We start from the raw sequence: 22498 nt of genomic DNA, 5'->3' as shown, positions 1-22498 counted from the left end.
TTTATCGCTGCTGCCAGAGACGAACGCAGGCCTGCGCCAGCGCCCGTGTCGGATCGATACTGATCGTCCGCCAGCGTGACGCCACAGCGTGCAGCGCCGGAGGCACTTCCGTACAGGCCAAAACCAGAGACTCCGCACCCCGCGCCACCAGCTGTGCCGCAAGTCGATCCAACAGTTGTCCGCCCAGCGAGAGCTCGCCGCGTTTCACCGCATAACACCCCGGCACAAAAAGCGTAGCCATTTCCTGCTCGTCCGGCACCACCGTTTCAGCGCAGAGCCGTGTGGCAAAGCGCTGCTGATACCACCCGGCGTTAAGCGTCCCGTGAGTCGCGATCAGCCCGATTTTGCGCGGCGATGCCTTTATCTCTGCCGCGTGAGTCAGTGCATGCAAGGTGGCGTCGGCCATGTGCACCAGCGGCGCATCGCTTGTCTCAGCCAACGCATCAAACCAATGGTGCGCCGTGTTACACGGCACCACAATATGACTAACCGACAAGCGATTAAGCTGTCGAACGGCGTGCAATAGCATCGGTAACGGCGATTCACCGGTGCCAGCCAGCGCCTGCTGGCGGTCGGGAACCTGCGGCACATTCCAGACGACCACCGGCACATGGTCCTGATCGCGGCTGGCGGGCGTTTCCTCAACGATTTTATGCAACAGATCGACCGTCGCCAGCGGTCCCATGCCGCCCAACACGCCAATCAGCGTCGTACTCATTGGGCAGCCGTCTGTTCGAACAGTTGACGGTAGCCGAACAGACCGGCCGAGCCGCCGGTATGGATGAAGACGATGTTTTCATCGGGATGAAAATGCCCTTGACGGATCAGATCAATCAGCCCCGCCATCCCTTTCCCGGAATAGACCGGATCGAGCAGAATGCCTTCCAGTTGGGCCAGCAGCCTGAGCGCTTCCAGCGTCCCTTCTGTGGGAATGCCATAGCCTTTACCGACGTAGTCGCTGTTGACCTGCACGACGCTGTGCGGCAGTTCTCCTGGGATCCCCAACTGTTGCCAGGTACGCTGCGCCAGCGCATAAACGTTCTCCTCCTGCTTCGCTTTAGGCGCTCTGACGCTGATGCCTAACAGCGGAATCTGACTGTGCGTCGCGTTCAGGCCGACGGCCAGGCCCGCCTGCGTCCCGGTGCTGCCGGTGGCGTGAACGATATGATCGATGCGAAGGCGCTGCTGGCTGGACTGGTACAGCAGCTCTTCCGCACAGGCGACATAGCCCAGCGCGCCGACCGGACTGGAGCCGCCGCCGGGAATGACATACGGTCTGAGCCCGTCTTTACGCAGGGAGGCCGCCAGCGTTTCCATCGCCTGCTGCATATCCGTCCCCGCCGGCAGATGATCGACAATCTCACCGCCCAGCAGATTATCCAACAGGACGTTGCCGGAGCGCTGATAGTCTTCACCGTAGTCTTCAACCCGTTTCTCCAACAGGATTTTGGTTTTCAACCCCAGCTTTGCCGCTGCGGCAATGGTTTGCCGAACATGGTTAGATTGCGTCGCGCCCTGCGTAATGATGACATCCGCCCCTTGCTGCTGCGCATCGGCCAACAGGAACTCCAGCTTGCGGGTTTTATTGCCGCCGGTCGCCAGCCCCGTGGCGTCGTCACGCTTGATATAAATTGTCGGCCCCCCCAGATAGGCAGACAGGTTCGGCAACGCCTCCAGCGGCGTAGGAAAATGGCCCAGCGATAAACGAGGGAATCGGGCAAGGTGCATAATATTCTCCTGGAATACGGATGACAGATTGAGGTGATGCCGTGCATCGTTACGCTCGCGATATAAAAGTCGCGGCGTCGTTCTGTTAAAAAGCGGCCACGTTTTTATTTAAATAAGATAATTGCTCCCAGCTGACATCATCGACAAAAATACCTCTTTCCCGTCGCTGGCGACAACATTGTTTTTCTTTATCGCCGGGCAACAATAATTCACCGTCATTGCGGGATTGGCGCACCCACGCTAATAGCGCCGGAATTTCCTGTTGATAGGTTTCGGCGCCGCCTAATTTTTGCGGATCGATTAAAATCGACAGCATGCTGTTAATAATTTGCTTACCTTCGCTTTTCGCTATGCGCTCGGTTTTTCCGCCGGTCAACGCGGCGCCAAGCAGCGAGCAAATCAGCGAAAGCCCCGAGCCTTTATGTTCACCAAAAGGCAATAACGCCCCCAGTGGTTGCTCCATCAACCAGCGAGGATCGATGGTCGGATTGCCTTCATTATCCACGATGCTGCCGGGCGCCACCGACTTGCCTTCATTCCATGCGATGCGGGCTTTGTTCCCCGCAATCACACTGGTGGCGAAATCCAGAATCACCGGATCGTCCTGCGCCACCGGAATACCGGCGCAAAACGGATTGGTGCCAAAACGCGCCTGCTGCCCCTGCCACGGCAGCACCACGGGTCTACCGGTATAGACATTCGCAAAATGCAACGACACCAGTCCGACCTCGGCGGCCTGCTCCGCCCACGCGCCAATGCGCCCCAAATGGTGCGCATTGGCTAAACTCACCACCGCCAGGCCATGCGTCTGCGCACGTGCAATGCCTTCGTCCAGTGCCTGCTTGGCCACCACCTGACCAAAACCCTGCTGCCCGTCAAACGAAATCAGCGGGCCGAAATCCAACGTTTTTTCCGCTTGCGCATGGGGTGAAAGCCCGCCTTCCCGGATGGCGTCAATATAGCGCGGCAGCATACTCACGCCGTGCGAGTCATGCCCTTTCAGGCTGGATTCGACAAGATTATCCGCCACAATTCTCGCAATCGCCGTGTTGACGTCTTTATCCGTCAGCCGGTCGTGCAAATAATCACGTAAATAATGATGGCTAAAAACAGGCATATAATTCTCTATGTAGCGAAATGAATATGTAGCGCCACTATAACGCGCGGGTTTTTATCCTTAACTGAAAAATAAAACTATCCATAGTGAATATTTAGCTAAAGCGGTTATTGACTTATTTTCTCGAATAATACGTTAATTAACATCACCTTTATTCTAAGTTATTACAAAAAACACTTTATTTGCACGGCGTCAAAAAAATAGGATATTGGTTTGGAGCATTCATTACGACGCGTTATTTATTGAGATAGTCGCCTGTCGTTTTTCCTTTTTTGTCGCCCGAATCGTTCAGCGTTTAATAACCAGAGAAAATGAGAATGAAGCACTCAACACCTGCGAAAAAATTGACGCGTCTCACCCGCGTTGCCGCCATGATAGGGCTGACCTTCAACGCCTTCGGCGTCAGTGCGGAAGGGAATATCAGCATTGCACAACAGTTCGGCATCGGTTACCTGATGCTGGATGTCGTGCGCGACCAGAAGCTGATTGAAAAACACGGCAAACAGCAAGGGCTGGATATCAAAGTAGACTGGCGCACGCTCTCCGGCGCCACGGCGATCAACGAAGCGCTGCTGTCCGGCGCGCTGGATGTCGCCTCCGCTGGCGTTCCGCCGATGCTGACCGTATGGGATCGCACACAGGGTCGCCAGAATGTGAAAGCGATCGCCTCGCTCGGCTCTATGCCCAATTATTTACTCAGCAATAACCCGGCGGTGAAAACAATTCGTGATTTAAGCGACAAAGACCGTATCGCCGTACCCGCTGCGGGGGTTGGCTTCCAGTCCCGCACGCTACAGATCGAAACCGCCAGACTCTACGGCGCAGAGGATTTCAAACGCTTCGATAAGATTTCCGTCAGCTTGCCGCATCCCGACGCCAGCGCCGCGCTTATCGCCGGCGCATCTGAAATCAACGCCCACTTCTCCAGCCCGCCCTTCCAATATCAGGCGCTGGAACATGCCAACGTCCACAAGATTCTGAGTTCTTATGACGTGCTGGGCGGTCAGGCGACGTTCAACGTGCTCTATACCACGCAGAAATTCCATGACGAGAACCCGAAAACCTACCGCGCCTTCTATGAGGCGTTGAAGGAAGCGTCGCAAATTATCAAGGCGGATAAAGCCGCCGCGGCTGAAACCTATATCCGGGTCGAGAAATCGAAACTGGATCCCGAACTGGTGAAACGCATCGTCGCCGATCCCGAGATCGATTTCACGATCACCCCTGAACGCACCTACGTTTATGCTGAAAAGCTGCAACAGCTTGGCGTGTTGAAAAACAAAGCCGCCTCCTGGAAAGACTATTTCTTTGCTGAAATCCATGAACAGCCGGGCAGCTAACCAGACTCAAACGCATTCGACGACATCCCTCGCCACAACGCAGGAGAACAAGCATGACACAAGACGCTTACGATACCGTCGCCCAACCGCTGTTGCAGGTGGACGGCGTCGGGCTGGAATACCGAACCCGGCGCAGTCTGGTACGCGCCACCCATGATGTGAGTTTTGACGTTTTTCCCGCCGAGCGCTTTGTGCTATTAGGGCCTTCCGGCTGCGGCAAATCCAGCCTGCTGAAATCCATCGGCGGTTTTCTCGCGCCGGTCGACGGCGAAATCCGTCTCGACGGTCAGCCGGTTACGCGTCCGGGCCCGGATCGCATCATGGTCTTTCAGGAGTTCGATCAGTTGCCGCCGTGGAAAACCGTGCTGGAAAATACGCTATTTCCGCTGGTTGCCAGCCGTCAGGCAACGCGCGCCGAGGCGGAAGCGCGCGCCCGCTATTTTCTCGATAAAGTCGGACTGACGAAATTTGCCGATGCCTACCCGCATACGCTGTCCGGCGGGATGAAGCAGCGGGTCGCCATCGCGCGGGCGCTGACCATGCAGCCGAAAGTGTTGCTTATGGATGAACCGTTCGCCGCGCTGGATGCGCTGACCCGACGCAAAATGCAGGAAGAGCTGCTGGCGCTGTGGGAAGAGGTGCGCTTCACGCTGCTGTTTGTCACCCACTCGATCGAGGAAGCCCTGATCGTCGGCAGCCGGATTTTGCTGCTCTCGCCACATCCGGGCCGCGTCCGGGCGGAAATCAACTGCCATCAGTTTGCATTGAGCGATCAAGGCAGTGAAGCCTTCCAGACTACCGCACAGCGTATTCACCATCTTCTTTTTCCAACCGATGTCGATACGTCCTCACCCGTCACCGCAACACAAGGTCAACTCTATGCGCATTCAGCCCCCCCTGCGACCCGAGTATCAGCGTGAACTGGCGCCGCTGAAAGATTTCACGCTTAATCAGCCTCTTCCACTGGCGGCACGCCTGTGGAATCAGACCTGGCTGCGCAAGCTGGTACTGCTGGCCGGGTTGCTTGTTCTGTGGGAATTTGCCGCACGCTGGCAAAACAACGATCTGATGTTGCCCGGTTTCCTGCAAACCTTTCAGGCTTTTCGCGACGATATCGCCAGCGGCGAGTTGCCGCATAAGATGGTGGTTTCGCTCGGTACGCTGTTAAAAGGCTATGTCATCGGTAGCCTGTTGGCGCTCGCCCTCAGCGCATTGGCGGTTTCCACGCGTTTCGGGCGCGACCTCTTAGGCACATTAACGTCCATGTTCAACCCGCTGCCCGCGATTGCGTTACTGCCGCTGGCGCTGCTGTGGTTTGGTCTGGGGGAAAAGAGCCTGGTATTCGTCCTGATCCATTCAGTGATGTGGCCAATGGCGCTGAATACCTACTCGGGTTTTCTCGGCGTTTCGGAAACGCTGCGTATGGCCGGTCGCAACTACGGCCTGAGCGGTTTTCGCTACATCAATGCCATTCTGATCCCTGCCGCGCTGCCGTCGATTATTTCTGGCCTGAAGATCGGTTGGGCGTTTGCCTGGCGTACCCTGATCGCCGCGGAACTGGTATTCGGCGCCTCCAGCGGTGACGGCGGTCTGGGCTGGTACATCTTTCAAAACCGTAACGAGCTTTACACCGACCGTGTTTTTGCCGGACTGGCGTCCGTCATCATCATCGGGCTGCTGGTTGAAGGACTGGTATTTTCCACGCTCGAAAAAGTCACGGTGAAACGCTGGGGAATGCAGCGTTAGGCGGCGTTTTGCGACCTTTCAGGTTATGCGAAATCCGCCCATTCATAGCCAGAATTATTCTTTTGCGGCGTTCTCTATCGCTGTTAAAACTGATTTATATTTTCCCGCAGAGATGAGAGATCGCGAACATGATTGCAATACAAGCGCCGCAAACCTATCTGAATCGTGATGGCGTCATTCGTTCTGTCGGCGAATATGCAGCGCCCCACGCCCGCACATTACTGATTATTACCAGTTCACAGGCGTGGAAAGCGACGTCGGACGCCGTCGAACGCAGCCTCAGCGAACACGGATTACGGTATCAGGTCGCATTTTTGCCCGGCGATTGCACGAAACCCGCGATAGAAGTGCTGACCGCTCAGGCGCGTGCATTCAACGCGGAACTGATTTTAGGCATTGGCGGCGGGCGCGTGCTGGATGTCGCCAAAGCCGTCGGCGACATTCTGGGACAGCTTCCCGTGATTACCGTGCCGACCATCGCGGCCACCTGCGCCGCCTGGTCGCCCATCAGCGTGATATACAGCGACAGCGGTGCGCACAACGGCGCCTATGCGCTGACGCGTTTGCCGGTCTGGGTGCTGGTGGACAGCGAGATCATCGTCCGCAGCCCGGTGCGCTATCTGAAAGCCGGTATCGTGGATGCGCTGGCGAAATGGTATGAGTTTCAACCTTATTTACGCCACGGCGATGACGGTTTGGCGCTAGCGCTCAAGGCACAGGCGGCGCGGCTGGCGGTGGAGACGTTTAACCGCAATGGCGAACAGGCTATCGCGGATAACGTACAAGGTCGGGTTACACCGGCACTGCGTCGTGTGATTGATGCCGTTATCGCCCTGGCGGGCGTGGCGAACAGCATGAAAGACGAGGTGCCGCGCATCGGTGTTGCCCATGCCATTCACAACAGTATGACGCGACTGCCGGAACTGCATGACTGGCTACACGGTGAGAAAGTGGGATTTGGATTAGCCGTACAGGCTTTTCTGGAACACGATAACGATGCCGACCGCATAGAACTTCTCACGCAGTTGCGCCGCTATGGTAGTCCGTTAACGCTGAGCGCGCTCGGTCTCAACGAGCGCCCGCAACGGGTCGACGATATTGCACAGAACGTCAGGATTGCGCCGAAAATTGCCGCTCGCCTGCCCTTCGCAACAGATGCCGAACGAATCCAACAGGCGCTGTGGCGCACGCAAACGCTAGACGAGAAGACGTTCGGCAGCCACGCGGCATAGTGAGCGCATACCCATGAAAAGAAACGGGCGCATCGAAGAATCGGTGCGCCCGTTGCTCGTGTCATTTAAGGGATGACGAGATTACCCCTGCTAAGCGGGGTGCGTGCTAATCCCTTTGATTTCACGCTCGTAGGCCTGTGCTTTCTGCTCATCGAACTGGCGTTCCCATTTGGCGATCACTAAGACGGCCAGCGCATTGCCCACCACGTTCAACGCCGTACGCGCCATATCAAGAATACGATCGACGCCCGCAATAAACGCCAAACCTTCCAGTGGGATCCCGACGCTGCCCAGCGTGGCCAACAGCACAACAAACGATACCCCCGGTACGCCCGCGATGCCTTTGGACGTCAGCATCAGCGTCAACACCAGCACGATTTCCTGCCCAATCGACAGTTCAATGCCGTACAGCTGCGCGATGAAAATCGCCGCAATACTCTGGTACAACGTAGATCCATCAAGGTTAAAGGAGTAGCCGGTCGGCACCACAAAGCTGGTGATCGACTTCGGTGCGCCATAGGCTTCCATTTTTTCAATAATGCGCGGCAGCACGGTTTCCGAACTGGCGGTGGAGTACGCGAGGATCAGTTCATCTTTGAGGATGCGGATCAATATCGTGATGCGCAGCTTGCACAGGCGGGCGACGATACCGAGCACGACCAGCGCGAAGAAAAAAATCGCCGCGTAAACCAGCATGACCAGCTTGGCCAGCGGCCACAGCGAGGCAAAGCCGAAGTTGGCAACGGTGACGGAAATCAGCGCGAACACCCCGACGGGCGCGTAGCGCATGATCATGTGCGTTACTTTAAACATGGTTTCCGACACGCCGCGAAAGACGTTCAGCAACGGCTCACGATGTTCTTTCGGCAATGACGACAGCCCCAGGCCAAACAGCACCGAGAAGAAGATAATCGGCAGCATTTCCCCGTGCGCCATCGCGGCGAAGATATTCGGCGGGATCAGCGACAGCACCGTACCGACCAGACTGTGTGTCCCGCTCTGCACCTGTTCGGTGGTTTTTTGATACTGCGAGATATCCACGGCGGTCAGCGTCGACATATCAATGCCGTGTCCCGGCTGGAAGATGTTTGCCAGCGTAATGCCGAGGATAATCGCCACCGTGGTGATGATTTCAAAATAGAGGATGGTCTTGAAACCGATACGACCGAGCTTTTTCGCATCGCCGACGCCCGCAATCCCGACAATCAACGTGGCAATGACGATGGGGACGACAATCATTTTAATCAGGCGGATGAAGATATCACCGGCCGGACTCAGGATATTAACGATCAGCCACTGACGGCTTTCTTGTTGTTCATGTAACACCGCACCCAGTGCGATTCCCAGGATCAAGGCGATAAGAATTTGCCATGCAAGGCTGATTTTTTGTACTTTCATCGTTACTTTCCGTTTTAAACTCCCCGCCATCACAGACATGGCGCTGGCGCGACTCCGATTCAACGTGAACCGAAAAATCAACGTGGAGAGAGGTGAATATCAAGGATATCTGATGGGCTGTTACCGTTAATTTTTCTGCTCCGATACAAAAACCGTCAACATAATTATTCAATAAAAACGCACAAGTATTTGTATCGATTAACAAAAATCAGATATAAGTTGTTGTTATAGCGAGGATGCTACTATCCCACCACGATGAGATCAAGCGGATTATCGGCGTAATAAGACATAATTATGCTGAATCCAGCACGGAGCGCGGACAGGGTCGAGGTAGGAAAAAAAGTGCGCCCCAGCCGGAAGAGTTCTGGCTGGGTATCTGGTGAGGAAACCGTGGCATCCCTTAAATCTGGTAATCAATCACCGCTTCATCATTATCCGAAAACACCCTGTCCTTAATTTCATCCAGCGACAATTCCGTGTTGCACAGCTGAATAAATTTCCAGGCGTAGTTACGCTGTAACTGGCCTTTTTTCAGCCCCAGCCAGACCGTATTTGCCTCAAACAAATGTTCCGCATTCAGTCGTACCAACCCTTTGTCCCGCACCGGATCGTAAGACTTATCGGCCACAATCCCGACCCCAAGCCCCAGTTCAACATAGGTTTTAATGACGTCGGAATCCTGTGCGCTCAGCGTCACATCCGGCGTCATTCCCGCGGCCTGAAAAGCGCGATCCAGACGCGATCGCCCCGTAATGCCCTGACGATAGGTAATCAACGGCTCCTCACTGAGCATTTCCAGCGTAATCACGCTTTTTTCCGTCAGCGGATGGTGCTCCGGCACAATCACCGAATGGTGCCAGCGATAGTAAGGGAATGCGGCGAGCGAGGTATCATTAATTAGCTGTTCGGTGGCAATACCGATATCCGCTTCGCCGGAATTGAGCATCGCCACGATCTCATCCGGCGTCCCCTGATTCAGCACCAGCCGTACCTGCGGATACAGAGAACGGAACGCTTTAATCACCGGCGGCAGACTGTAGCGCGCCTGTGTGTGCGTCGTGGCGATCACCAACTGGCCGGTATCGTTGTTGGTGAACACATTCGCCAAGCGTCGAATGTTACTGGCGTCGTTCAGGATACGCTCAGCAACCACCAGCAACTCTTTACCCGGCTCGGTCATGCCGAGCAACCGCTTGCCGCGGCGGACAAAAATTTCAATCCCCAGCTCTTCTTCCAGCTCGCGGATATGTCTACTCACGCCGGATTGAGAGGTAAACAGCGTATTCGCCACCTCGGTCAGGTTGTAATTGCACCGCGCTGATTCACGAATAATTTTTAATTGCTGAAAGTTCACCTTCCACTCCCTTGTCCCGATTACACATGGCAACATTGATCCAAGTAATGAGAGGTTGAACAAATAAACAAATGGAGTTGATTATATTTTTTTATACTAACGGTATGTCTGCCACACAGCCTTACCTAACAAGAAATAGACATAAATTTTAAAATCAATAAGTTAGATAAAGCTACTTTTGTCACACGCGCGTCGTCAATCAACCATTTCGCTATGATTTATGCCTTTCTGATCTATTTATCCCGACGTTTTTATTCCCTTTTACAGCATTTCCCCTCACGCTAAATAGGCCACATGACTTCAAGCTGACGAGCTATCGCTGCTATGATGGAAATCAGAATGGGAGACAAGGTGACAACATGCAGGGTGTACCGGAACAGTTTACTGATGAGAGAGACTATGCCCAGTTCCGGCATTTGCCGACGCTGCCCGGCATTGAGCTTTATCACGCGCACATCTGTCGTTATGCCTTTGAACCACACACGCATGAGGCGTTTGGTATTGGAACCATTGACGACGGCGCAGAGCAATTCCGCTATCGTGGCGCCAAGCATATAGCGCCTGTCGATTCACTCGTGTTGATGAACCCTGATGAACTGCATACGGGGGAATCAGCGACGGAAGACGGCTGGCGCTATCGTATGATTTATATCCCGCCCGATGTGCTGGAGAACGTCTCCGGTGAGAAAGGCTGGTGGTTTACCGATGTCGTGCGCCACGATCCCGCAACGGCACGTCAGTTGGCGATGACGCTGGCCGCGATGTGGCAGACAACCGACCCGTTAGCAAGTGAAAGCCTGCTGCTGTCGTTGATTGAACTTTTCCGACCACACGCGCACATCGCGCAACGCCAGATGATTGAACCGCTGCACCGCTTTGATGGAGTGAAAGCCTATCTACGGGAGAACTTCGCTCATCCCGTTACCTTAAAAGATCTGGCGGCGTTGGTGTCCCTGAGCCCATATCACTTCCTGCGCCAGTTCAAAGCCCAGTATCACGTCACTCCGCATCAGATGCTGATGGCAATTCGGCTGTATGAGGCGAAACAGATGCTGACGCGCGGTATGGCGGCCGCTCATGTCGCCATCGCCGTCGGGCTAACCGATCAAGCACATCTGACCCGCACCTTCGCTCAGCGCTATGGCGTCACGCCCATTCGCTACCAAAAACAGGTTTATCCGGTTCGGCGCTAACCTCCTCCCTCGAATAATAAACAGCAATATTCTACAATAATTCACCGCCGACTCTCCCTAGACTGGCGCGATGCACTATTGTGAAAAAATGGGTTTATCATGTTAATTGGTGTTTTATTTGCGCTAGCCGCCGGCCTCATGTGGGGGCTGATTTTCGTTGGGCCGCTGATTGTACCGGACTACCCCGCCGCCTTGCAGTCCACCGGACGTTATCTGGCCTTTGGACTGATAGCCTTACCGCTGGCGTGGCTCGATCGCCGTCGTCTGCGTCAGTTAACCCGTCGCGACTGGCTGGAAGCCACGAAACTCACGGTTATTGGTAATCTGCTGTACTACTTCCTGCTCGCCAGCGCCATCCAGCGTACCGGCGCGCCGATCTCGACGATGATTATCGGTACCCTTCCCGTAGTGATTTCCGTTACCGCCAATGTGTTATACAGCAAGCATGATGGCCGCGTGGCCTGGCGTCGGCTGCTGCCCTCGCTGCTGCTGATTGCGGCCGGTCTGGTCTGCGTCAACATTGCGGAACTGAAAGGAACGACCGTTGAATTCGATTTATGGCGTTATGCCAGCGGCATTGCGATGGCGTTTTTCGCGGTGATGTGCTGGACCTGGTATCCCCTGCGCAACGCCCGCTGGCTCCGCGACCACAAAGACAATACGCCGACCACCTGGGCGACCGCACAAGGGCTGGTCACGCTGCCGCTGGCGCTGCTGGGCTATCTGCTGGTATGCGGCCATCTGGCATTAACGAATAGCGCCTTTGCGCAACCGTTCGGCCCACGGCCTGAGGTATTTATCCCGCTGATGATCGCGATCGGGTTGTTTTGCTCGTGGATCGGGACGCTATGTTGGAATGAGGCCAGCCAGCGTTTGCCTACCGTGTTGGTAGGGCCGCTGATTGTATTTGAAACGCTGGCGGGGTTGGCCTATGCCTTTATCATCCGGCAATCCTGGCCGCCGCTGCTGACGCTATGCGGCATCAGTTGCCTGATTGTCGGCGTCATCTATGCCATACGGGTAAAACCGGAACCTGTCATCATAGAAGTACAGACGCCGGTTTCACCAACAGAGTAAGCGCACACGCCGACGGCGAACATAGGCCGGTCTTTATGTCCGGCTTGCTAGCTGCTGGAACAGCGCGGAAAGCTCCGCTTCATTACGCGCGCCCTGATGCTGCTCAACCACTTTGCCGCTGCCATCGATAATGAATGACGTTGGCGTACCGGTGACCTGATAGCGCTCTTTGGTTATCCCCAGTTGATCGCGCACCACCGGATAAGTCACATGGTGATGCGTCAGCATCGCGTTGATATCCACGCCGTCAGGATCGGTGTTGACCGCCACGACCACGATCTTATCGCCATACTGCTGACTGAGTTTTTCCAACGTTCCCATTTCAGCCATGCAACCGCCGCAGCCCGACGACCAGAAATTCAGATACACGCTCTTCCCCTGCCAGCGTGACAGCCCGACCTCTTGTCCGGCCAGATCGTAAGCAGCCAGCGCAGGCGCCTGCGCTCCGATGCGAACCTGCTCTTCCTGACAACCGCTCAGCGCCACCAGACCCAGCAGGCAAAGTGCGGTAATACCGTTACGCCAATTCATGATGCTTCACCTCTTCACCAAGATACTTGCCATGTTGCAGGCGGATTATACGGTCAGCAAACTGCCCCAATTCAGGATTGTGCGTCACCATCACAATGGTACGCCCCTGCCGGTGCAGATCTTTCAGCAGTTCCAGCACCCGCCGTTCGTTTTCCTCATCCAGATTACCTGTGGGCTCATCAGCAAAGATCACCGGGGGCTCGTTCACTAACGCACGGGCGATGCACACGCGCTGCTGCTCGCCGCCGGAGAGCTGACTGGGTAAATGGTTCACACGATGCGCCAGACCAACCTGATCAAGCACGCGCTGTGCCGCCGCCTCATCCACTACGCTGTGGTAATGCTGCGCCAGCATCACGTTCTCCAGCGCGGTCAGAAACGGGATCAGGTGGAACTGCTGAAACACCAGCCCAATTTTATCGGCTCGGAATTGGCGTCGCCCTTCTTCGTCCAGCCCGGCGGCATCCACACCGTCCAGCAAGACTTGCCCTTCGCTCACCGTGTCCAGACAGGTGAGGATATTCATCAGCGTGGTTTTACCCGAACCCGACGCGCCCATGATGGCGACGAACTCGCCGCGCGCAATACGAATATTGATATTCTCCAGCGCGGTCACCTGACCAAAGCGTTTATAGAGCTGGCGAGTCTCAATCACCGCTTCCGCTGCCTGCGGCATTTTCTGTACATTCTCGACAGACATCGCACTACTCTCCTTTCAACACCTTGGCGGGTTCAACAAAAATCGCCCGCCGGGTGGGAACCACAGCGGCAACCGCCGCCACCAATAAAGACAGCCCCAGCGTCAGCGGGAACACCGGTAAACGCAGCGAGATCGTCGCATTAAAGACGGCCATGCCCAGCACTTGCGCCAGCAGGTATCCCAGAAGCAACCCGCAGACAATGGCCGCCAGCGCGATTATGCCGGTTTCCGCCAGCATCTGCCGGATGATGTCCCGCCCACTCGCGCCCAGCGCCTTCTGTAGCGCAAACTCACGCGAGCGCTCGCCGACAATCGCCATCAGCGTGGTGTTGACGCACAGCGAAGACAGCACGAGGATGACGGCCGAAACCAGCCCCATCAGCCCTTTGATTTTATCCAGCACCTGACCTTCCGAGGCCGACACCTTGAGGATCGGGCGGATCTCCAACTGCGGGTACGCCTGCTGAAGCCGCGCGGCAAAGCGATCGACCTGCCCCAGATCGTTACGGACGCTCAGCAGAGCGTTGCTAATCGCGCCGTCTTTATCCAGCCAGGTTTGCGCCAGTTGCAGATTCACAATCAGCATGTTGTCCGTGGCATCACCGGATTCCACCACGCCTTTGATCTGCAAGCGCTGTCTTCCGCCGTCGCCGACCAGCGTAACGCTATCGCCGACGTTAACATTCAACCGCTGCGCCAGTTTTACGCCAATCATGGCGTTGCGGTCGTCAAAGTTGACGCCAATCCAGTTGCCCGAAACCTGCCAGTACGGAGCCAGCTGACGCAGCGATTCGAACCCCACGCCCATCAACACCACTTTCTCCAGTTCCGTGCGCGCCATGCCGTAAAGATAGGGGCTGGCGGCATTAATTAACCCGGCTGGCGCGCTATCGACAATCGACTGAAACGTGCTTTGCGCAAGGGTGTTACCCCGCGCCGGGCCGATGTAAAAATTTGCGCCGAAGGTACGCAATTCCTGACTCATCTTGGCATTAATATCGAAGTAGACGGCAGACATCGCCGTCACGATCGCCGCGCCGACCATCAGCGCGGCAAAGACGACGCTGACGCGCTGCGCGCGCAGCCGCAACGCGCGCAACACCAAACGCCAGAACATGCTGTTCATCCCACTATTCGCGCCCATACAGCACCTCCACCGGATACAGTTTGGCGATGCGCCGCGCAGGGAACCACGTCCCGATGAGGGCAATCAGTATGGATATCACCAGAACGCAGGGGATCACGATCCAGGCGAAGCTCAGCGGGACGCCGAACAGCATCAACCCAATCGCTTTCGCCAGCCCCCAGCCCGCTACGCACCCTGCCAGGCCGCCAGCCAGCCCGCTCAGCGCGGCCTCCAGATAAAACAGCAGCATAATCTGCCACTGACGAGCGCCCAGCGCCTTCATCAACCCGATCTCTTTCGCGCGTTCCATAATCGTGCTGGTCATCAGCGAGGCGATCCCCATCGCCGATGCCACCAACGCGGCAAACGTCACGACCGCCAGAAGCAACTGAATTTTGTCAATCACCACGCCTTCCGAGGCCGCCACCTGCCAGATAGGACGCACGACCGAACCGGAAATCGCTTCTTCCAACTGGTGCGCGATGGACGAGACATACGCAGTGCAGTACCAGAGGTCGTACTCTTCCGCATTCAACCCGTCCAGATTCTCACGCGCCCGGCGCGACAGTTCATTTTCCGGCACGGTGAGCGCCGACACGCGAATCGCCTGAATTTTACCGTCCAATCCCAGCAGCGATTGCACCGTCGCCAGCGGCAGCACCAGACGGCCCTCTTCCTCACCGCCGCTGCTCAGTATCCCGCTCACCGCGACCGTCGCCTCGCCTTTCGCGCCGTGCAGCGTGAGTTTATCGCCCACTTTCCAGCCCGTTTGCGCCGCCAGCTGTTTACCGACCAGCGTCTGCGCCGTATTATTCGCCGCTACCGGCTCCTGCGGCCATTGCCCGTTCACCTGCCAGTACGGACTCACGGTGATTTGCCCCGTGCGGTAATCCTCTTCATCCGGTACGGCGACAGGCTGAGAAAAGAAGGTGCCCAGCACCGCCACCGGCTGGCCATTGACCTCAACGTCACCGCTTAACATCGGTGCAAAACCGACGATGTTATTGCGCCAGAAGATATCCTTGATGTTCGGTAGCTCGGCTTCATCAAGAAAATCCTGCCCCTCCAGCGGATTACTGCGCTCGCCGAACAGCGCAGGCAGCGCCGCCTGAGCCGCAGGCTCAATCAAAATGTTCGCGCCGTAAGATTTCAGCTCACGCGCCATTTTATCGCCAATATCGATAGACACCGCCAGCAGCGCGGAGATCAGCCCGGCAGCCAAAAACACGGTCAGCACCGCCAGCGATTTACGCCGAAGGTTTCTGCGCCAGGACTGGCGCAACAGTCGCCACAGCATGATTATTCGCCCTCCGCCTGCTCACCCGCCACCGCATTGGCAGTGGCAAATTTCGCGGGGTTTTCGCGAAAGCGGTTATAGTTTGCTTCCGACGAGAAGAAGTAGGTTTTGCCGCCGAAGCGATATTTATGCTCCGCGTCGACGTTGGTCAGCCGGGTGCCGTCAACCGGATCGGTCACGTCCATCGCCACTATCGTCGAAAAGTAGTTCGTGCCTGCCGCCAGCGAGGCCTGAGCAATCACCAGCTCGTGGTCGTCATTGCTCCAGCCTTCGATCGGCACCGGATTACATCCCCCCGCCTTCCCAATGGATGGAATGAAAATGTGCACGCCGCAGGCCACGCAAATCACCTGATTCCCCTCCATCACGTAGCCCTGATCGCCACACAGCAGGCAGGCATCAAACACCACGCCCAGCCGCAGACGATCGGGGTAGCGGTTAATGACGAAAAAGCGCACGGCTTTGCCATCATCGGCAATCCAGACGAAGCGGTGCAGTTTGCCGTCGCGCACCTGCTCAATCGGAATGTGCACCTTGCCATCGGCTGCCAGCGTCACCGGCTGCGCTTCGGAAAGACGCGGCGGCTGCGATGCGATCTTGTCCCAATAGAGTTGAACGAAGACGACAACCAGCAACGCGGCCGTCGTCGCCAGCAGCGTGCGCCGGACCGTGCGGTAACCTGCCGTCGCTTTGCGCTTTTCGATTGCCCCATGCGCAGCCTGTTGCTTGCGGTGCGCCTCCCGCAGCGGCCAAACCAACCCGGCCACCAATACCGCCATCAACAAGGCGCTGAGGTAATTGAATAAATACGCGCTGTTGGTGACATGCGCCACGTAGCTCAGGCGCGGCTTGGTTAAACCCAGCACCTGTAATTTCATCAAGAGAAGCAGCAGGTTGCCGCTTATCGGCACCAGCAGAAGCGCAACCAGCAGCACCAGAAGCGGCCAGCGCAGAAGACGAATCCGCCGTACAATCATGCCGCACAGCGCGGCACAGAACACCAGCCAGCCAAACGCCAGCACCACGGCGCTGAGATTCAGTATCAGATCGGTATTGACCACGTGAGTGGTGGTTAGCGCGCTCAGGTTGGGATCGCGGCCCCAATGCGCCGCCGCGCCCGCCACTAGAAGCGCCAGCCACAGATAACCGATGCGCGAATGAGAAAAACACTGACAGACCAGAAACAGGATCAGGGCAAACGTCTGAAGTACCGTCGTCCCCAGCAGAAACGCTTGTCCGTTGGGAAAGTGAACGCCAATCAACGTGCCGAAGACCAGCGCCAGTAGCGTAGTCCAACCCAGCGACCGGATTTCCGGTTTGGCGCGGTGGCTCCAGTTCAATCCGAGCAAAAGTGCTATCGGCAGGAAGGATTGCAACGTTGTCGTAAAAAAATAACTCATATATACCCGTCGTACTTCAGGCTGCATGTGTTAACGGCGCAACCGTCTACGCTCCGGTGGGGAAACCTACGCCCCGGCGGGCAGCAACGCGTACCCGCTGAGGCGTAAACTGAACATCGCCGCGACAGAACGTCGCGGACGGAAGACCTTATTCTAAACCGACGTATTTGAAATCAAAGCTGACATCAAACGGTTTCCACCAGCGGCCCACGCCCGTTTCGCTGTCGGTATGGCGGTGCATACCCGCTTTGGATGGCGGATCGATGTGGTACGTCACTTTATAGTTGCCCACCCCCATCATTTTGATGTTCGCGCCATAGTGAGGGCCATCGCTGGCGACCATCGGCATGAACGTTCCTTCCTGCTTCGCCCCTGTATCCGTGTTGGTCAGCGTGTAAGCGATGGTCAGAAACGGCATCCATTCGCCGGCGCCAAAACCGTTTTTGTTACCTTCCGCAGCATGAATATCCGCCTCTAAATGGATATCGGCTTTCGCCGCAGGCAGCCCCATACCACGCGGCTCCATGTCAATGGGTTGCAGATAAACGGCGGCAATTTCCATTTCATTCATGGAGACGGGTTCACCCGCCGGGTACTCTTTAAACGCCAGCGCGGCAGGCGCCGTAAAAATACCGGCCATCACGGCCGCGGCAATCAGACTTTTTTGCATATTCATCAAACCCATCCTCATTTCAGTCGTTTCCCCCAGTCTGGTTCACTCATCAATTGGGGTTGTTATGGTTATTTCCTGCTCTCATTGCTTTCAGTCTTCAATTAACATCATCGTTGCGCGATCAGGCGTCAGACGCCCTGCGACGCATTACCCACAGGGCGATGAGCGCCGCGATAATCAACGCTCCCTGCGGCATCAGCGTTTCCACATAAGGATAAATTCCCAGCCCGCTGATTTCCGGCACGCCGTGCAGCAACGTCGGTTCAAACAGCTTGCCTTCGATCAGTTCCAGAACGCCTTTACCCGCAAACACAAACGCCATCAGGTACATAAAGCAGCCGGTAAACATGAAAAACGGCTTAAGCGGCAGTTTAACCACGGTATAGCGCATCAGGAGATAGGCGATAAATAGGATCACGCAGCCGATGGCAAACCCCGCCAGAATGGCGAGATGCCCCGCCACATTGCTGGCATCGCCAACCAGCGCATAATAGAACAGCACCGTCTCCGCGCCTTCGCGGTACACCGCCAGAAAGCTGGTCAACCATAGGCCGATCATCGAACCACTGCTCAGCGAATGGGACAACTTGCCTTCCAGATAGGCTTTCCAGTGTCGGGCTTCCACTTTCGACAACAGCCAGTAGCTCATGAAGAACAGCATCACCACGGCGATCAGCATCGTTACGCCTTCCAACAGTTCACGACTGGCGCCGGCATTAGTGAACAGCAGTTGGAAAATCACGGCGGTCACCACGCTGCACAGCAGCGCGACGTACACCGACTGGCGAATCAATGGCAGCTTATCCTGTTGATTATTTTTCACCAGATAGGCCACGATCGCCGCCACGATCAGTAAGGCCTCCAGCCCCTCGCGCACAATGATCAGCAGGCTGTAAATCAACAGACTCCAGTGCGTTTCGCCGCCTTCGCCCAACATTGTGACCGCATTCGCCAGCCCCTGCCGTAGCGCATCCGCCTGCACCTGAAGCGATTCCACAGGTTGTTTGGCATTCATCAGACTCACCAAACGGGTAAAATACCCCTCCAGCGTAGATTTGTACGCCGCATCGCGAGAACCGACTTTGTTCTCCATGCCGCTGGCTTCAAACAGATCGAAATAGGCGTCCTGCACGGCCATGACGGCGGGTTTCACCTGCCCCTGCTGGTATTGCGCAATGGCGCCGGCAATAGCCTGATTGATATCGTCAGCGACCTTCGCCCAGTTGGTATCCGGCGCTGCACCGGCATCCGCATTGGCATCCTGTGTCGCCATCGCCTGCTGGCTGTCTCGCGTCGTCGGCAACCCGGGCAACGTATCTTCAATATCCTGCAAGAGCGTAGTAACGCGATACGCGACGTCCGTAAGTTGGTCGGGTTGGCTGGCTAGCGCGATCAGCGTGGAAAATTGTTGATTAATCGCGGCGGCCTGCTGCGCTGAGCGGTTCTGCCGCACGGACATTTCCATCTCGGAATTTTTAAAGCCCTGATAATGCGCCTGCTGCACGCTCTGGCTGGCTTTCTTGTAGTCCCCAGCCTGATACTCACTTACGGCCTGCGCCAGTTGGTCATCAATGATTTTAAAGCTTTGCTGCCAGTACGGCGCTATTTCGGCATTGTCATAAGCGCCGTGCTGCTCCTGCGCCACCAGCTTGTGCCCGCCCGACAGCACGGGGAGAACGGCATCCAGCTCGCCCTTCAGCCACGAAATTTTTGCCTGCACCTCGGCCTGCGGTTTTCCTTCGCCTATCATGCGGCGAATTTCACCGAAGGTCGCTTCGAGTTGATAGCTTTTCTGCGCGGAGATATTGATGCGAATAGGACCTTCAAGGTTTTCAAACACCTCAAAATAGGCCATCTGAACTTCCGTCCGGGCCTCTTGCGGTTGCTGCTCTGCGTAAAGCCGCGCCGTGGTATCCAGCCGGGTTTCAATATCTTTGATAAATGAAGCGTAATCGCTCGTCGCCAACGCCGTTGAGCAGCTCAATAACCAACACAGCAACCAAAACGTTTTTTGCCAGATAGACATAGTCATATGAGAAAGCAGAAATGATAGTTATTCTTATAATCACTCTTAAGCGACAGGCTGTCTTGATTTACGTCACGAAAAGGTGGGCAACAGTGACTTTAGTTTGTAACAAACAATTTCAGTTCAAATATAACCTCAGACAAAGCCCATTTCCTGGCCATCCACCCATTAAAACAGGGGGTTTAGGACATAAAACCGACAAAAACAAACAATGCAATAAATATACCAATAAATAAAATCTTGCGTTAAACGCTTCACCTCTCTCGTTAAAAATATCGTTTCTTTACATTTTTCGGAGCCTGATTGACAGAAAAAAGGCCTGACTCCCTGTCACTGAACATGTCTGGCGGTAAATTCCCCATCCCGCTTCACGAGGAATGGCGCACCGACAGAACATGGACGACGCCTTTCCGCCCTGTTCGTCAGCACCCTGTTGCTATCCTTTGCCCAGACCGTTGTTATCGAGGGCCAGACCGCAGCGGATCAAAATTTTTCCCAGCCTTCGCCGTTACGCCCATGCCCCGACAACAGTGGTGTTGTCCCTGTGCCCGCAGTCCGGTCAGCGGGGACAACCCCTACCGGGCGGGTAAATGTGTTTGACGGGTCGCTCGCCGAATCAAGTTCGAACACATCAACGACGGCCAACAGCTCATTAGTTTGCTCATCCAACCGGGCCGCGGCCCCCGCCGATTCCATCACCAGAGACGCATTCTGTTGCGTGACGCTATCCATTTCATGCACAGCCTGGCTAATCTGCGTAATACCGCGCGTTTGTTCATCCGTTGCCGCGGCGATTTCACTAATTAAATCATTGACCTGAGCGATGGAATCGATGATCGCCGTCATCGCGTCACCGGATTGCTTCACCAGCCCTGCCCCGGCCTCCACCCGCGAAACCGATTTCCCAATCAATGCTTCAATCTCTTTCGCCGCCTGCGCGCTGCGCTGCGCTGCGCCAGCGTACGAACCTCCCCTGCCACCACGGCAAACCCTCTCCCTTGTTCCCCCGCGCGCGCAGCTTCTACCGCCGCGTTCAGCGCCAGAATATTAGTCTGAAACGCGATACCGTTAATCACCGAGGTGATATCGGAAATCTGCCGAGAACTGGCGCTGATGCCCTCCATCGTCGTCATCACGTTGGTGCTGATATTTCCGCCTTTCTGCGCCATGCTGGCCGCCTCCTGCGCCAGCTTACGCGCCTGATGCACGTTTTCGGCGGTTTGCTGCACCGTGGAGCTAATTTGCTCCATGCTGGCGGCCGTCTGTTGCAGCGCGGCCGCCTGCTCCTCCGTTCGACTGGAGAGGTCGTTGTTGCCATCCTTGATATTTGAGGTGCCGTAACTGATTTCCGACGCACTTTGCCGGATGACCCTCACCGTATCACGCAGGCTTTTCTGCAACTGTTTAATATCGGGGATCAAGCGTCCCGCACAGTTGCGACCAAACTCGGCCAGTTCGCATCCTAAACGCCCCGCGGTGAGCTGCGACAGATGGGATTTCAGCACGGCTATCGGTATCACCAGATAATTTCTCAGGTAATATTCGGTGAAAATCACCACGATAACGCCGATGACCATCGCGGCAATGAGCGCGTTACGGTTTTTCTCATTGTGCTCGCTGACGGTTGGAATCAAATCAGAAGAGGTAATACTGTCCGAATAACGTTTGACGTCATCGCCAAATTTCAGGCTGACAGGGGGATAGGTGGAACGGAAAATCTGGCGAAAAGCCTCGGGGTCGTTACGCTGCAACGCCGCATTCATGGGATCGATCGAAGACGTGACCAGCGTATTCCAGGTCTCTTTCACCGTATCAACCGTAGCCTGATCGACGCCGATGTGCTCCGCGGTCTGGAATTTCTCCAGCGAATCCTTGGTATTCTTTATCGCAACCTGTGCCAGATCTAACGTTTGTTTCGCGTTTGCCACCTCGTTATTTTGTAAATAATCCATGGTTCTTTCCATGCGAGTCACTGCACGAAAATATTGGTCGGTACCATAGACCAGATGAGAATAGGTTTTTTGCTGGGTCTCACTTTTATCAAGTAAATTCGTCACTTTATAAAGCGAATAAAGACTAAACCCGGATGCCACGCCCCACACAGCCAATAGGGAAACGACTATCATCAGCACCATGAGTTTGATGCTGACATTTTTTAGAAACTCCATAATGCACTCCGCGACGTTAATCACTCTTTCCCGCCTGTACGTTCAGCCGGAAAAGTATTGACTGTTTTGTTCATAACGGTGCCGCCCGTCCTATCATGCCCCTGAAAACGGCATGCCAGGACGGACGTACTGGAATTCCCTGATTCATTCCCATTGTCTGGGAAATTAAAAAACAATAAATAGAATGTGTTACCTTCCCTGATACACCAAATCCATTGTGGTAACCCTGCCGACAGGCATCAAGATGCGACCTTATCGCTGACATCTAGAGTTAGTATCGTCAAAAACAGTATAGGCATTAACAAATAAAGAGGATGAATACGGCCTGGGGTTATTTTCCGTGCAAATGCCCGATGGAAAAAGCCGTTGCGCGACACAACACACACCGTCGT

Annotated in this window: 18 protein-coding genes and 1 pseudogene; 6 read left to right on the top strand and 13 right to left on the bottom strand. The window is 55.5% G+C overall.

What is annotated here, in order from left to right:
- Nucleotide 1: 1 nt before the first annotated feature.
- From cuyB to EDC54_RS02825, 3 genes are all read right to left on the bottom strand, one after another.
- A complete protein-coding gene (gene cuyB / locus EDC54_RS02835) occupies nt 2-718 on the bottom strand; it encodes a cysteate racemase (protein ID WP_132452999.1) in 717 nt (238 codons plus the stop codon).
- Nucleotides 715-1728, bottom strand: coding sequence for a D-cysteate sulfo-lyase (gene cuyA, locus EDC54_RS02830; RefSeq protein ID WP_132452997.1), 1014 nt, complete (start codon nt 1726-1728; stop codon nt 715-717). The genes cuyB and cuyA overlap by 4 nt, the downstream gene beginning before the upstream one ends.
- An 85-nt stretch (nt 1729-1813) precedes the next feature.
- Entirely contained in the window at nt 1814-2845 is a 1032-nt protein-coding gene (locus EDC54_RS02825) for a malate/lactate/ureidoglycolate dehydrogenase (RefSeq protein ID WP_132452996.1), read from the bottom strand.
- Between the two features lie 317 nt (nt 2846-3162).
- Here EDC54_RS02825 and EDC54_RS02820 point away from each other — a divergent pair, with 317 nt between their 5' ends.
- The 4 genes from EDC54_RS02820 to EDC54_RS02805 all read left to right on the top strand — a co-directional run bounded on the left by EDC54_RS02820 (nt 3163) and on the right by EDC54_RS02805 (nt 7163).
- Entirely contained in the window at nt 3163-4185 is a 1023-nt protein-coding gene (locus tag EDC54_RS02820) for an ABC transporter substrate-binding protein (protein ID WP_132452994.1), read from the top strand.
- Nucleotides 4186-4238: 53 nt separating this feature from the next.
- Nucleotides 4239-5105, top strand: a complete 867-nt coding sequence (locus EDC54_RS02815) for an ABC transporter ATP-binding protein (protein ID WP_132452992.1) — start codon at nt 4239-4241, stop codon at nt 5103-5105.
- Nucleotides 5065-5931 (top strand): ABC transporter permease, encoded by an 867-nt coding sequence (locus EDC54_RS02810; RefSeq protein WP_132452990.1) that lies wholly within the window; start codon nt 5065-5067, stop codon nt 5929-5931. Before EDC54_RS02815 ends, EDC54_RS02810 begins: the two co-directional genes overlap by 41 nt.
- A gap of 128 nt (nt 5932-6059) precedes the next feature.
- Nucleotides 6060-7163 carry an iron-containing alcohol dehydrogenase family protein gene (locus tag EDC54_RS02805; protein ID WP_132452989.1) on the top strand — a complete coding sequence of 368 codons (1104 nt, stop codon included), beginning with the start codon at nt 6060-6062 and terminating at the stop codon, nt 7161-7163.
- Nucleotides 7164-7253: 90 nt separating this feature from the next.
- Here the strand turns inward: EDC54_RS02805 and gltP are convergent, their stop codons facing one another.
- Both gltP and cbl read right to left on the bottom strand, forming a co-directional pair.
- Nucleotides 7254-8561, bottom strand: a complete 1308-nt coding sequence (gene gltP, locus EDC54_RS02800) for a glutamate/aspartate:proton symporter GltP (protein WP_132452987.1) — start codon at nt 8559-8561, stop codon at nt 7254-7256.
- Nucleotides 8562-8961: 400 nt separating this feature from the next.
- Complete coding sequence (cbl, locus tag EDC54_RS02795) at nt 8962-9915, bottom strand: HTH-type transcriptional regulator Cbl (RefSeq protein ID WP_132452985.1); 954 nt, start codon at nt 9913-9915, stop codon at nt 8962-8964.
- A 359-nt stretch (nt 9916-10274) separates the two neighbouring features.
- Between cbl and EDC54_RS02790 the strand changes: the two genes are divergently transcribed.
- Together EDC54_RS02790 and EDC54_RS02785 are read left to right on the top strand one after the other, a co-directional pair.
- Nucleotides 10275-11108 (top strand): AraC family transcriptional regulator, encoded by an 834-nt coding sequence (locus tag EDC54_RS02790; RefSeq protein WP_132452983.1) that lies wholly within the window; start codon nt 10275-10277, stop codon nt 11106-11108.
- A 99-nt stretch (nt 11109-11207) separates the two neighbouring features.
- Nucleotides 11208-12185: a DMT family transporter gene (locus EDC54_RS02785; RefSeq protein ID WP_132452981.1), complete on the top strand. Its 978-nt coding sequence runs from the start codon at nt 11208-11210 to the stop codon at nt 12183-12185.
- A gap of 33 nt (nt 12186-12218) precedes the next feature.
- Here the strand turns inward: EDC54_RS02785 and EDC54_RS02780 are convergent, their stop codons facing one another.
- From EDC54_RS02780 to EDC54_RS02745, 8 genes and pseudogenes are all read right to left on the bottom strand, one after another.
- Nucleotides 12219-12716 (bottom strand): TlpA family protein disulfide reductase, encoded by a 498-nt coding sequence (locus EDC54_RS02780; RefSeq protein WP_132452979.1) that lies wholly within the window; start codon nt 12714-12716, stop codon nt 12219-12221.
- Nucleotides 12703-13416 carry an ABC transporter ATP-binding protein gene (locus EDC54_RS02775; RefSeq protein WP_132452977.1) on the bottom strand — a complete coding sequence of 238 codons (714 nt, stop codon included), beginning with the start codon at nt 13414-13416 and terminating at the stop codon, nt 12703-12705. Before EDC54_RS02775 ends, EDC54_RS02780 begins: the two co-directional genes overlap by 14 nt.
- A gap of 4 nt (nt 13417-13420) precedes the next feature.
- Nucleotides 13421-14533, bottom strand: coding sequence for an ABC transporter permease (locus EDC54_RS02770; protein ID WP_196238435.1), 1113 nt, complete (start codon nt 14531-14533; stop codon nt 13421-13423).
- A 13-nt stretch (nt 14534-14546) separates the two neighbouring features.
- Nucleotides 14547-15839, bottom strand: a complete 1293-nt coding sequence (locus EDC54_RS02765; protein WP_132452975.1) for an ABC transporter permease — start codon at nt 15837-15839, stop codon at nt 14547-14549.
- Nucleotides 15840-15841: 2 nt separating this feature from the next.
- A complete protein-coding gene (locus tag EDC54_RS02760) occupies nt 15842-17239 on the bottom strand; it encodes a Fe-S-containing protein (protein ID WP_132452973.1) in 1398 nt (465 codons plus the stop codon).
- 148 nt (nt 17240-17387) lie between these two features.
- Nucleotides 17388-17915 (bottom strand): iron transporter, encoded by a 528-nt coding sequence (locus EDC54_RS02755; RefSeq protein ID WP_132452971.1) that lies wholly within the window; start codon nt 17913-17915, stop codon nt 17388-17390.
- A gap of 118 nt (nt 17916-18033) precedes the next feature.
- Nucleotides 18034-19938, bottom strand: coding sequence for an FTR1 family iron permease (locus tag EDC54_RS02750; protein WP_132453642.1), 1905 nt, complete (start codon nt 19936-19938; stop codon nt 18034-18036).
- A 483-nt stretch (nt 19939-20421) separates the two neighbouring features.
- A pseudogene (locus tag EDC54_RS02745) lies at nt 20422-22106 on the bottom strand (methyl-accepting chemotaxis protein).
- Nucleotides 22107-22498: the final 392 nt, after the last annotated feature.

The sequence above is a fragment of the Samsonia erythrinae genome, from assembly GCF_004342665.1.
GTDB classification, from domain to species: domain Bacteria; phylum Pseudomonadota; class Gammaproteobacteria; order Enterobacterales; family Enterobacteriaceae; genus Samsonia; species Samsonia erythrinae.
Note: the sequence above shows the minus strand (reverse complement) of the source record. Positions and strands in the feature narration are given on the sequence as shown.

What these genes read in the sequence shown, in the direction of transcription:
- cuyB (WP_132452999.1), bottom strand. Translation starts at nt 718, where the DNA reads ATGAGTACGACGCTGATTGGCGTGTTGGGCGGCATGGGACCGCTGGCG.
- cuyA (WP_132452997.1), bottom strand. Translation starts at nt 1,728, where the DNA reads ATGCACCTTGCCCGATTCCCTCGTTTATCGCTGGGCCATTTTCCTACG.
- EDC54_RS02825 (WP_132452996.1), bottom strand. Translation starts at nt 2,845, where the DNA reads ATGCCTGTTTTTAGCCATCATTATTTACGTGATTATTTGCACGACCGG.
- EDC54_RS02820 (WP_132452994.1), top strand. Translation starts at nt 3,163, where the DNA reads ATGAAGCACTCAACACCTGCGAAAAAATTGACGCGTCTCACCCGCGTT.
- EDC54_RS02815 (WP_132452992.1), top strand. Translation starts at nt 4,239, where the DNA reads ATGACACAAGACGCTTACGATACCGTCGCCCAACCGCTGTTGCAGGTG.
- EDC54_RS02810 (WP_132452990.1), top strand. Translation starts at nt 5,065, where the DNA reads ATGCGCATTCAGCCCCCCCTGCGACCCGAGTATCAGCGTGAACTGGCG.
- EDC54_RS02805 (WP_132452989.1), top strand. Translation starts at nt 6,060, where the DNA reads ATGATTGCAATACAAGCGCCGCAAACCTATCTGAATCGTGATGGCGTC.
- gltP (WP_132452987.1), bottom strand. Translation starts at nt 8,561, where the DNA reads ATGAAAGTACAAAAAATCAGCCTTGCATGGCAAATTCTTATCGCCTTG.
- EDC54_RS02790 (WP_132452983.1), top strand. Translation starts at nt 10,275, where the DNA reads ATGCAGGGTGTACCGGAACAGTTTACTGATGAGAGAGACTATGCCCAG.
- EDC54_RS02785 (WP_132452981.1), top strand. Translation starts at nt 11,208, where the DNA reads ATGTTAATTGGTGTTTTATTTGCGCTAGCCGCCGGCCTCATGTGGGGG.
- EDC54_RS02780 (WP_132452979.1), bottom strand. Translation starts at nt 12,716, where the DNA reads ATGAATTGGCGTAACGGTATTACCGCACTTTGCCTGCTGGGTCTGGTG.
- EDC54_RS02775 (WP_132452977.1), bottom strand. Translation starts at nt 13,416, where the DNA reads ATGTCTGTCGAGAATGTACAGAAAATGCCGCAGGCAGCGGAAGCGGTG.
- EDC54_RS02770 (WP_196238435.1), bottom strand. Translation starts at nt 14,533, where the DNA reads ATGTTCTGGCGTTTGGTGTTGCGCGCGTTGCGGCTGCGCGCGCAGCGC.
- EDC54_RS02765 (WP_132452975.1), bottom strand. Translation starts at nt 15,839, where the DNA reads ATGCTGTGGCGACTGTTGCGCCAGTCCTGGCGCAGAAACCTTCGGCGT.
- EDC54_RS02760 (WP_132452973.1), bottom strand. Translation starts at nt 17,239, where the DNA reads ATGAGTTATTTTTTTACGACAACGTTGCAATCCTTCCTGCCGATAGCA.
- EDC54_RS02755 (WP_132452971.1), bottom strand. Translation starts at nt 17,915, where the DNA reads ATGAATATGCAAAAAAGTCTGATTGCCGCGGCCGTGATGGCCGGTATT.
- EDC54_RS02750 (WP_132453642.1), bottom strand. Translation starts at nt 19,938, where the DNA reads ATGTCTATCTGGCAAAAAACGTTTTGGTTGCTGTGTTGGTTATTGAGC.